10 protein-coding genes and 1 riboswitch are annotated in these 10,643 nt (G+C 57.0%); of the genes, 7 read left to right on the top strand and 3 right to left on the bottom strand.

The window, feature by feature from the left end:
* The first annotated feature begins 117 nt into the window (after positions 1 to 117).
* Positions 118 to 1,344 carry an MFS transporter gene (locus BM485_00650; GenBank protein OKY77055.1) on the top strand — a complete coding sequence of 409 codons (1,227 nt, stop codon included), beginning with the start codon at positions 118 to 120 and terminating at the stop codon, positions 1,342 to 1,344.
* 98 nt (positions 1,345 to 1,442) lie between these two features.
* Here BM485_00650 and BM485_00655 read toward each other — a convergent pair whose 3' ends face one another.
* The 3 genes from BM485_00655 to BM485_00665 are packed head-to-tail and all read right to left on the bottom strand — an operon-like array spanning position 1,443 to position 2,801.
* Positions 1,443 to 1,853, bottom strand: coding sequence for a hypothetical protein (locus tag BM485_00655; protein ID OKY77056.1), 411 nt, complete (start codon positions 1,851 to 1,853; stop codon positions 1,443 to 1,445).
* Positions 1,843 to 2,454, bottom strand: coding sequence for a hypothetical protein (locus BM485_00660; protein OKY77057.1), 612 nt, complete (start codon positions 2,452 to 2,454; stop codon positions 1,843 to 1,845). Before BM485_00660 ends, BM485_00655 begins: the two co-directional genes overlap by 11 nt.
* Positions 2,455 to 2,456: 2 nt before the next feature.
* A complete protein-coding gene (locus BM485_00665; GenBank protein ID OKY77058.1) occupies positions 2,457 to 2,801 on the bottom strand; it encodes a histidine triad nucleotide-binding protein in 345 nt (114 codons plus the stop codon).
* A gap of 143 nt (positions 2,802 to 2,944) precedes the next feature.
* A riboswitch (cobalamin riboswitch) is annotated at positions 2,945 to 3,144 on the top strand.
* 108 nt (positions 3,145 to 3,252) lie between these two features.
* On the opposite strand from BM485_00665, the gene BM485_00670 reads away from it, so the two are divergent.
* The 6 genes from BM485_00670 to BM485_00695 all read left to right on the top strand — a co-directional run bounded on the left by BM485_00670 (position 3,253) and on the right by BM485_00695 (position 10,626).
* Positions 3,253 to 4,317, top strand: a complete 1,065-nt coding sequence (locus tag BM485_00670) for a nicotinate-nucleotide--dimethylbenzimidazole phosphoribosyltransferase (GenBank protein ID OKY77070.1) — start codon at positions 3,253 to 3,255, stop codon at positions 4,315 to 4,317.
* Positions 4,318 to 4,334: 17 nt separating this feature from the next.
* Positions 4,335 to 6,899 (top strand): cobyric acid synthase CobQ, encoded by a 2,565-nt coding sequence (locus tag BM485_00675; protein ID OKY77059.1) that lies wholly within the window; start codon positions 4,335 to 4,337, stop codon positions 6,897 to 6,899.
* Positions 6,899 to 7,846 (top strand): cobalamin biosynthesis protein CobD, encoded by a 948-nt coding sequence (locus BM485_00680; GenBank protein ID OKY77060.1) that lies wholly within the window; start codon positions 6,899 to 6,901, stop codon positions 7,844 to 7,846. Before BM485_00675 ends, BM485_00680 begins: the two co-directional genes overlap by 1 nt.
* Positions 7,847 to 7,972: 126 nt before the next feature.
* Positions 7,973 to 9,295 carry a phosphomethylpyrimidine synthase gene (locus BM485_00685; GenBank protein ID OKY77071.1) on the top strand — a complete coding sequence of 441 codons (1,323 nt, stop codon included), beginning with the start codon at positions 7,973 to 7,975 and terminating at the stop codon, positions 9,293 to 9,295.
* Between the two features lie 198 nt (positions 9,296 to 9,493).
* Positions 9,494 to 10,000, top strand: coding sequence for an IS630 family transposase (locus BM485_00690; protein ID OKY77061.1), 507 nt, complete (start codon positions 9,494 to 9,496; stop codon positions 9,998 to 10,000).
* A gap of 5 nt (positions 10,001 to 10,005) precedes the next feature.
* Positions 10,006 to 10,626, top strand: a complete 621-nt coding sequence (locus tag BM485_00695; GenBank protein ID OKY77062.1) for an IS630 family transposase — start codon at positions 10,006 to 10,008, stop codon at positions 10,624 to 10,626.
* Positions 10,627 to 10,643 lie beyond the last annotated feature (17 nt).

The following is a 10,643-nucleotide window of genomic DNA, read 5'->3' on the forward strand; positions in this document are numbered from 1 at the left end:
GCCGAACAAAAGGGTCAACGCAGACGGCGGGGAGCAGCGTTCTTCGGGCGTAGTTCAGTGGCCGCCGCTGGTTACCCTTGGCGTTGGGCGTAAATACAATAAAGCGGCATATCTTTTATGAAGCAATCCAAACAAAATTCAGCATCCAGTTTAAATAAAGGCAAGAAAATAGCCTTACAATTTATTATCCTCATGGGATTTGTCAGCCTGTTTGGAGACATAACATATGAAGGCGCAAGAAGTATTAGCGGCCCTTATTTAGCCATGTTGGGTGCAAGCGCTTCCATTGTTGGTTTAGTAGCAGGACTTGGCGAATTAATCGGATATACATTACGTTTGATTTCTGGCTATGTTGCAGACCGCACTAAAGAATATTGGTCTATAACAATCGCAGGTTATGGATTGCTTTGCGCCATTCCCCTTGTAGCGCTTACCGATCATTGGGAAATAGCAGCTCTCCTTATCATCATGGAGCGCATAGGAAAAGGAATAAGAACTCCAGCAAGGGATGCAATTCTTTCCCACACTACAAAACAAGTTGGGCGAGGTTTTGGTTTCGGTCTACATGAAGCGCTTGACCAGATTGGAGCCATTATAGGACCTTTGATATTTTCTGCTGTTTTTTTTCTTAAAGGTGGTTATCTTGGAGGGTTTACCATTTTATGGATACCTGCTGTTTTGTGTCTAGTAATTCTTCTGTTAGCAAGAAATAAAATTCCCTCTCCAGTAGCACTTGAAACATCCCGTAATACAGATGGTCAAAAAAAAGCAGACGGCAAAAAAAAACTTTCAAGGACATTTTGGTTCTACGCTCTATTCACCTTTTTTAGTGTAGCAGGATTTGTCAATTTTCAAATAATCTCTTACCATTTTAAGATTCAATCAGTTGTATCAGAAACCCAGATTCCAATATTTTATGCAATTGCAATGGGAATGGATGCATTGGTAGCCCTTGTTATCGGGAAAACATATGATAAAGTCGGACTGAAAACGCTGATAACGATTCCCTTGCTCACGCTTCCTATTCCATTCCTGGCATTTTCTAATAGTTACAATATGGCAATCATAACCGCTTTGCTTTGGGGTGCGGTGATGGGAGTACATGAAACGATAATGCGAGCGGCAATTGCCGATTTAGTTTCCATAGAACATCGAGGATTTGCCTATGGTATCTTTAATACAATATACGGAGTGGCCTTGTTTGCTGGAAGCACTATTATGGGATTTGTTTATGATTTTTCCATCCTGGATATAATTGCATTTACAGTAATAATGGAACTAATTTCATTGATAGTCTTTGTTTTACTCAGGAAAGAAATCTTATTATCTTGGAATAATGCCTAAATTAATAACGAGCGAACGCCTAACAAACGGATCAACTCTGACTGAAAAAGCAAAGCCGTTTTTAAAACAGACCCATTTTTGTCTTTGTAGTTCTTTTTCTATTTTAACCAGGTCTGTGTTGGCTTTTTCAGCAGGTTATCCGTGCCGTTGTCTGTTTTGCACCATTCCTGGGGGATGACCTGATCCACCCGGTCAGGCACAGTGCCGCCTGTCATGATCCGGTATGCTTCATTTTTCCTTTGGTTTGGAATGTCGATGCGGCCTGCGGCGATTTCTCCGGCAATGGGAAGTTGCCATGGGCCTGCCCCTTTGAGAACGGAGGCTTTTACGGCAAAGCCGTCCATGGTGGCTTGACGGAAATGGGGAACCGGCAGAGGGGAGCGGATGTCGGCAAAGGCGCACCTGTCCAGGCCGTCAAGAAGGCTGACCACCTCTTTCTTCCCGCCTTTGACATGACTTGCGATCAGTCGCTGCGCCTTTTTCAGGGTCAGGTCATTGTCAGCTGTCACGTTCTTTCTCCAGGAGAATCTTGAGATCATCCGTCCGGTTGATGTTGTGAAAGGTAAGGAGGTCGCAGGTCAAAGGAAGGATTTCCGTTTCACTTATCTTGAGCAAATTCAGTTGCTGCAAAGCAAGCCGTATTTTACCCTGTCCCGCGGCCAGTTGTTTTTCAATAACGGGCAGACAGCTTTTGCGGTAGACGGCAAAGAGCGGTTCCGGGCCTGTCTGGAGCCAGGGAAGGGCGACGTCCCAATCGCCCGGCATGTTGCAGAGAGAGGTGATGAGTCCCGCGTTGATGCGGGGCATGTCGCAGGCGACGACAAATGCCTGCTCGGTTTGTATGGTCTGCAGGGCGGCGTGGATGCCGGCCAGGGGGCCCTGGCCCGGATGGATATCGCCTGCCATGGGCCAGCCGAGAAAACGGTAGGTTTCCGGGGTGTTAGTCACCAGCAGCAAGTGGGTGAAAATCTGTGACAGAACGTCGGCCGCATGGACGATGATCGGGCGGCCGTCCAGCATGGCCAGGGCCTTGTTGCTGCCGAAACGCGAGCTTGCCCCGCCTGCCAGGATAACCCCGGTGGTGCTTGCGGCAATTGCATCGGGAGCCATGCTCAGCCCGGCGGCCAGTTCATGGCTCGGCCGCCGAGGATATGCATGTGGATGTGGAAAACCGTCTGGCCCGCGCCCGCCCCGTTGTTGAAGACCACCCGGAAGTCGTCGCCGATGCCGTTTTCCCCGGCAATGGCCGCGCCGACCCGTATCACCTTGCCGATGAGCTGCTCATCCTCTTCGGTCATGGCGGCCGGGCCGCTGATATGTTTTTTGGGGATGACGAGAAAATGCTTCGGTGCCTGGGGAGCGATATCCCAGAAGGCCAGAACCTCGTCGTCCTCGTAAATTTTCTTGGCGGGGATGTCACCCTTGATGATTTTGCAGAACAGGCAGTTTTCGTTCATAGCGGCTCCATGTCGTGTGTTCTCTCCTGACTCCTGACTCCTGACTCCTGACTCCTGAAAATGTACTGAAGCGGAAGCCCCCTGTCAAGGATTGAGAAGGGAACAGGGAAGGCCGCCGGATTTTTTCCCGGCCATCGGGCTTGACTCTTCCGTGACGTTCTAGTATGTAATCAGAAAATACGATCAGGACAGGGAACCGCCGTGCAAATCGGGGACGGGCCCGCCGCTGTGACCGGTGACGATATTCGCATTGTGCCACTGCCCGTAGAGAGCTGCGGGCGGGAAGGCGTGAATGGAGGATGAACCGGGAGTCAGAATACCTGCCGGATCGGATGGCGCGCTCGATACGAGGTGATATCGAGGCATGTGGTCTCGTGGATAAAATTGGGAAATCCCCGGATCGTTCTTGAACGATCCGGGGATTTTTTTTGCCCGGTTGCGGGGAGGCAGTATGGATTTACTTGAAAAAACAATGGGTTCGATCACCAGGCAGGATGATTTATGGCGGGCGAACGCCCGGCAGCGGCTCGATAATCTCTGCCTGCCGCACTGGTCACTGGGCCGCCTGATGGATCTGGCCCTTGATCTGGCCGGCATGACCCGGTCCATGACCCCGGCGGTAAAGCGCAAGGCCATCATCACCATGGCCGGTGACCATGGGGTGGTGGCCGAAGGGGTAAGCAAATTCCCACAGGAGGTGACGCCGCAGATGGTGGCGAATTTCGTGCGGGGCGGGGCGGGCATCAATGCCCTGGCCCGGCAGTGCGGCGCCCGGGTGGTGGTGGTTGACATGGGGGTGGCGGCGGATTTGCGCCATCTCGCCCAAGCCGGAAAAATCATTGACCGTAAGATCGGTCACGGCACGGCCAACATTGCCGAAGGTCCGGCCATGAGCCGGGAGCAGGCGGTGGCGGCAATCGAGGCGGGGATTGAAATCGCCGCTCAGCTTGGTCCGGACACCGACATCTTCGGCACCGGCGACATGGGCATCGGCAACACCACCCCCAGCACCGCCATTCTCGCAGCCCTGACCGGGGCCGAGGTTGATACCGTCTGCGGCCGGGGCACCGGCCTTGATGACAAGCAGCTGACACACAAGATCGGGGTGATCAAAAGGAGTCTTGCCGTCAACCGGCCGAACCCGGATGATGCCCTGGATGTGCTGGCCAGGGTGGGCGGCTTTGAAATCGGCGGCATCGCGGGGATTATCCTCGGGGCCGCGGCCCAGAAGAAACCGGTGGTGGTGGACGGTTTTATTTCCACGGCCGGTGCGCTCATCGCCCACGGCCTCAAGCCCGAGGTGCGGGACTATATCATCGCCGCCCACCGCAGCATGGAGCCGGGCCATCGGCTCATGCAGCAGCGGCTCGGGGTGGAACCATTGCTTGATCTCAACATGCGCCTGGGCGAGGGCACCGGCGCCGCCCTGGCCATGAACGTGGTGGAGGCGGCGGTGCATGTGCTCACCGATATTGCCACCTTTGCCGAAGCAGCGGTGTCCGAGGCGGATAAATAGAGGCCAGGGGAAAAAGAATGTCGAGAACAGCCGCAGATGGGGCAAAGGCTAAAGGCGCGGTGATTGATTTCGGTTTCATGGGAAACCCGCTGGGCCCGCCGGAAACCCTGCGCCGCATCATCAGCCGGAGTGTTGAACTGCTTTGCCGGTATCCCGACCAGTCGGACGGGGCGCTGGCCCAGGTCATTGCCGGAGAGCCGGGGGTGGCGGCTAAACGGGTGGTGACGGGCTGCGGAGCCACGGAACTGCTTTCCCTCATTCCTCGGGTTCTGGACCGGCCGCGGGCCATTATCCCGCTGCCCGCCCCGGCGATGTATGCCGCCGCCTGCCGCCGGGCGGGCATGGAAACGGTTTGTCCGGTTCTGGGTGACGAGTCTGATTTCCGTCCGCGTCTCGGGCGACTTGCCTCGCTGCTGCGGGGCGATGAAATTGTCTTTCTCGGCCAGCCCAACGACCCCATCGGCCGCACCATACCCCGCGATGAGCTGCTGCGCCTGGTGAATGAATGTGCCGAGACCTTTTTTGTTCTGGATGAGTCTTTAGCCGATTTTGTCGCGGACTATCACTCCCTGGCCGGGGTTGATGCGGCGAATCTGCTGGTGGTGCGGTCGCTGTCGAAATTCTTTGCCGTGCCCGGCCTGCGCATCGGTTTCTGTTGCGCGGACACCACGATCTGTTCGCGCTTGCGGGAGCAGATCGTCTCCTGCGTCGGCAACCCCATGGCCGCCGAGGTGGGCCGGGCCTTTCTCGCCGATGCAAAATACATCGCGGAGAGCCGGGAAACGGTGGCCCGATTGCGGCAAGGCCTGACGGAAAAGCTTTCCCGCCTGCCCGGCCTGACCGTTTTTCCGGGGGAGGCCAATTTTCTGCTGATCCGCATTGACGGCGGGAAAATGACCGCCTCAACGCTGCGGGAAAAGTTGCGGGCCGAGTCAATTGAAATCAACGACAGCGGGGTGGATTTTTCCGGTCTGCCGGAAAACGGCTCTTTCTTTTTCCGCGTGGCGGTGCGGCGGGAGGAGGACAACGAGCAGTTGGTCGCGGCCCTGGAGAAACTCTTGCACGGCGCTCCCCGCAAGACGCCGTCGCGCCGCACCCCCAGCCTCATGCTGCAGGGCACTGCCTCCAACGCCGGCAAATCGGTGCTGACCGCGGCGCTCTGCCGCATCCTCCTGCAGGACGGGCTGCGGGTGGCACCGTTCAAGGCCCAGAACATGTCGCTCAACTCCTATGTCACCCGGGACGGCCTGGAGATGGGGCGGGCCCAGGTGGTGCAGGCCCAGGCCGCTCGCCTTGATCCGGACGTGCGGATGAATCCGGTGCTGCTGAAACCCTCCAGCGAGGTGGGCAGTCAGGTCATTGTCAACGGCCGGCCGGTGGCCAATATGACTATCAATCAGTACGTCGCCTACAAACCGCGAGCCTGGCAGGCTGCGTGCGCCGCCTACGACTCGCTGGCCCAGGAATACGACGCGGTGATCCTGGAAGGGGCGGGCAGTCCGGGCGAGGTCAACCTCAAGCATCACGACATCGTCAACATGCGCATGGCCCGTTATGCCGGTGCGCCGGTGCTGCTGGTGGGCGATATCGACCGGGGCGGGGTCTTTGCCTCCTTTGTCGGCATCATGGAGGTGCTGGCCGAATGGGAGCGGGAACTGGTGGCCGGTTTTGTCGTCAATCGCTTTCGGGGCACCGAATCGCTGCTGCAGGATGCCTTTGACTATACCCTGGCCCATACGGGGCGGCCGGTGCTGGGCGTTGTGCCGTATCTGCCCGGGCTCGGGCTGCCGGAAGAGGATTCGGTCGGTTTCAAGGCCGGGCTTTATGAAAGAAGCGCGCCGTCCGGCGATCACGTGGAGATTGCCCTGATCGATCTGCCCCATATCTCCAATTTTACCGATTTCGAGCCCTTTCTGGCGGAGCCGGATGTTCATCTGCGCATCATCAGAAAGCCCGCTGATCTGGAAGCGGTGCGGGGGCAGGTGGCGGCTCTTCTGCTGCCCGGCAGCAAGAATGTCATGACCGATCTCGATTACCTGGTGGAGAGCGGTCTGGCTGACCTCATCCGCCGCATGGCCGGGGAGGGCGGAGTGGAGATTGCCGGTATCTGCGGCGGCTTCCAGATGCTGGGGAGTCATATCAACGACCCGCATGGGCTTGAGTCAGCGGGCAAAACCATTCCCGGCCTCGGCCTGCTGCCGCTCGCCACCACCCTGGAACCGGATAAGACCCTGACCCGCCGCAGCGCGGTGCATGAGGAATCCGGGCTTGCGGTGCACGGCTATGAGATCCATCATGGCCGCACCAGCTCCAATCTGCGTCAGATCCTTGCGGGGGTGGAAGGGGAGCGTATCTGTGCCGCCTCGGCAAACGGCATGGTCTGGGGCAGCTATCTGCACGGCATCTTTGACGCCGACCCCTTCCGCCGCTGGTTCATCGACCGCCTGCGTGAGCGGCGCGGCCTTGCTCCCCAAGGGCGGGTGCTGGCCGCCTATGACTTGGAGCCCGCCTTTGACCGGCTGGCCGACATCGTCCGCCGGGGGATTGACATGAAAGCGATTTACCGGCTGCTTGGTCTCTGATGACGCTTCTTTCCCAGATCATCGCCGCCCTGCTGCTCGATGCCCTGCTCGGCGACCCGCGCTCTCTGCCCCATCCGGTGCGGTTGATCGGCGCGCTTGCCGCTTGGGCGGAAAAGGGCTGCCGCAGGCTTATCGTTCATGAACGGCTGGCCGGGATTGCGGCGGTTGCCGTGGTCCTGACCGGCACCGGGCTGACGGGCTGGGGTCTTATCCGCCTGGCTGCCCTTTTTCATCCCCTGGCCGGTGACGCGGTTGCCGTGCTGCTGCTTTATTTCTGCTTTGCCGCCCGGGATCTGGCCGACCACAGCCGGGCCGTGGCCCGCGCCCTGAATGCCGGAGATATCCCCATGGCGCGCCGCAAAGTGGCGATGATCGTCGGCCGGGACACGGAAGGGCTGGACGAGGCGGGCATTGTCCGGGCCACGGTGGAAAGCGTGGCGGAAAACATCGTTGACGGCGTCACCGCCCCGCTTTTCTATGCCTTTGTCGGCGGGCCGGTGGCGGCACTTGTTTATAAGGCGATCAATACCCTGGATTCCACCTTCGGCTATAAAAACGAGCGCTACCTGCGCTTCGGCTGGGCCGCGGCCCGGCTCGACGACGCAGCCAATTTCCTGCCCGCCCGTCTTTCCGGGCTGATCGCGGTGGTGGCCGCCTTTTTGCTCGGCGAAAACGGCAGAGGGGCCTGGCGCATCTTGCGGCGGGACCGGCTGGCCCATGCCAGCCCCAATTCCGGCCACACCGAGGCGGCGGTGGCCGGGGCCTTGGGCCTGCGGTTGGGCGGGGTGAACAGCTATTTCGGCAAACCGCTGGCAAAGCCCTTTATCGGCGAGCCGCTGCATGAGCCAAAGTCAGGTCACATCAATCGTGCCAACCGGTTGCTTGCGGCAACCACCGTTTTGGCCGTGCTCCTGCTCGCGGCAATCAGGTTTTTTGTTGCCCCATGACTGAACCCGTTTTCACCACGGAGCGCGCAGAGGGCACAGAGAAATTCTTTTATGGCAAACAAAATCTCTGTGTGCTTTGCGCGCTCCGTGGTTCATTTTTTCATCATTACTGCAAAGGAATTTTTCATGAAAACCCAGCTTGAACGCGCCCGCCAGGGCGAAATAACCGAACCGATGCGCCAGGTGGCCTGCGATGAAAATATCGACGCCGAGCAGCTCCGTATTCTCGTCGCCGCCGGAGAAATCGTCATCCCCTGCAACCCGTCCCGCAACGGGCAGAAGGCGGTGGGTATCGGCACCGGCCTGCGTACCAAGGTCAACGCTTCCATCGGCACCTCGTCGGACATCTATGACATCGAACTGGAAAAACGCAAGGCGCGCATTGCCGAGGAGGAAAAGGCCGATACCCTGATGGAGCTTTCCACCGGCGGCGATCTTGATCTGGTCCGGCGGGAAATACTGGGCTGCTGCACGCTGCCGGTGGGCAATGTGCCGCTCTATCAGGCCTTTCACGACGCGGCGAAAAAATACCGCAACCCGAACAAGCTCGACCCTGAATATCTTTTTGAGCTCATCGAGCGGCAACTGGCGGACGGTATCTCCTTCATGGCCATTCATTGCGGCATCAACCGCTTCAGCATCGAGCGGCTGCGCAAGCAGGGCTACCGCTACGGCGGGCTGGTGTCCAAGGGCGGTACCTTCATGGTTTCCTGGATGGAGTATCACAACAAGGAAAATCCCCTGTACGAGCAGTTCGACCGGGTCTGTTCCCTGATGAAAAAATATGACGCCGTGCTTTCTTTGGGCAACGGCATCCGGGCCGGGGCCATCCACGACAGCCACGACCGGGCGCAGATGGCGGAGATGATCATCAACTGCGAACTGGCCGAACTCGGCCGGGAAATGGGCTGCCAGATGATGGTGGAGGGGCCGGGCCATGTGCCGCTCGATGAAATCGAGGGCAACATCATGCTGGAAAAACGGATGAGCGGCAAGGCCCCCTACTATGTGCTGGGGCCGTTGCCGGCGGACAGCGGCGCGGGCTACGACCATATCACCGCAGCCATTGGTGCTGCCAATTCGGCCCGTTACGGGGCGGACCTGATCTGCTACATCACGCCTGCCGAGCATCTTGCCCTGCCCAACGAGGACGATGTGCGGGAAGGGGTGCGCGCCACCCGGCTCGCCGCCCGCATCGGCGATATCGCCAAGTACCCGGATCGGCGCGAGCATGAAAAGCAGGTGGCCTTAAGCCGCCGCGACATGCGCTGGGACGACCACATGGGGCTTTTGATGTTTCCGGACAAGGCCCGCGAGGTGCGGGCCGGCCGCGTGCCGGGGGACGCGAAAACCTGCACCATGTGCGGTGATTTCTGCGCCATGCAGCGTGGTTTCAGTCTCTTTGAAAAGGACATGAAGGGTGATAAACGGGCGACCGCTGTCGACTGAGAGCAGGGGAGGAGGCGGCAACCGTCCTCCTCCCCTGCATTTTTAAAATTCAAAAATGCTGACCAAGAGCTAAGGGCAGACTTGACCCGCCCACGGTTCGGTAGCCTCTGGGAACCGCCTAGTACAATGTAAAATTTAAGTTTTCGTATTTTTGCGTGATATTTGTTATAGTCGTCTTCAAAATACAAGGAGGACGACATGGCACCAAGATACAGAGTGACATTAACAAAAGAGGAACGGGAAGATTTGGAGGCTATTTCAACTAAAGGGAAAAGGGCAGCCCGCACCGTACTGTATGCTCGAGCATTACTTCTGCTTGATGCGGGGGAACATGGACCGAAGTGGGTTGTCACTCAGGTCGCAGAAGCTTTAGGGACAACGACGCGGAGTTTAGAACACTTAAAGAAACGATTTGTTGAAGAAGGTCTTTCTGCCGCCCTTGAACGTAAGGAGCGCGAGACCCCTCCGCGAGAAATTCAATTCGGAGGAGAATTTGAAGCACATCTTTTGGCTTTGGCATGTTCGGATGCTCCAGAAGGTAAAAATCGATGGACAGTACGTCTGTTGGCTGAGAAAATGGTCGAGCTGAAGATGGTAACGAGTGTTTCTCCGATGACGGTATGTAACACTTTAAAAAAAATGAACTTAAGCCTCACCAAAGCAAATACTGGAAGATACCGCCGGATCAAAACGCCAGTTTTGTAGCGGCAATGGAAGATATACTCGAAGTTTATGCGCGTCCGTATAGTCAAGAATTCCCGGTTGTGTGCATGGATGAATCGAGTGTACAGTTAATCGGGGAGGTGCATGAGCCTATTCCGGCAGCCCCTGGCCATCCTGTTCTGATGGATGATGAATATGTTCGCAATGGGGTCGCAAGCATATTACTTGAGGTAGAACCGCTTGGGGGAAAGCGCAAGGTAAAAATTACTGAACAGCGGACACGGATTGATTGGGCCCATTTCATCAAAGAGATGCTTGAAGAGCGTTATGCCGATGCCAAGAAAGTAGTTTTGGTCATGGACAACCTCAATACACACGACACGGCCTCGCTCTATGCGGCTTTCCCACCTGAAGAAGCCAGGGGCTTGGCGGAACGTCTTGAAATACACTACACCCCGAAACACGGGAGTTGGCTGAACATAGCAGAGATTGAACTCAGTGTATTGAAGCGGCAATGCCTTGCAGGCCGGATTGATTGTATCGAGAAGATGCGAGCTGAAGTGGCGGCATGGAACATTGATCGAAATAACCGCCAGACTAAGGTTGATTGGCAGTTTAGAACAGATGATGCGCGAATAAAACTAAAACGGCTTTATCCGAAACTTTAACATATACAATGTACTAG

This window comes from Desulfobulbaceae bacterium DB1, from assembly GCA_001914235.1.
Classification (GTDB): Bacteria; Desulfobacterota; Desulfobulbia; order Desulfobulbales; family SURF-16; genus DB1.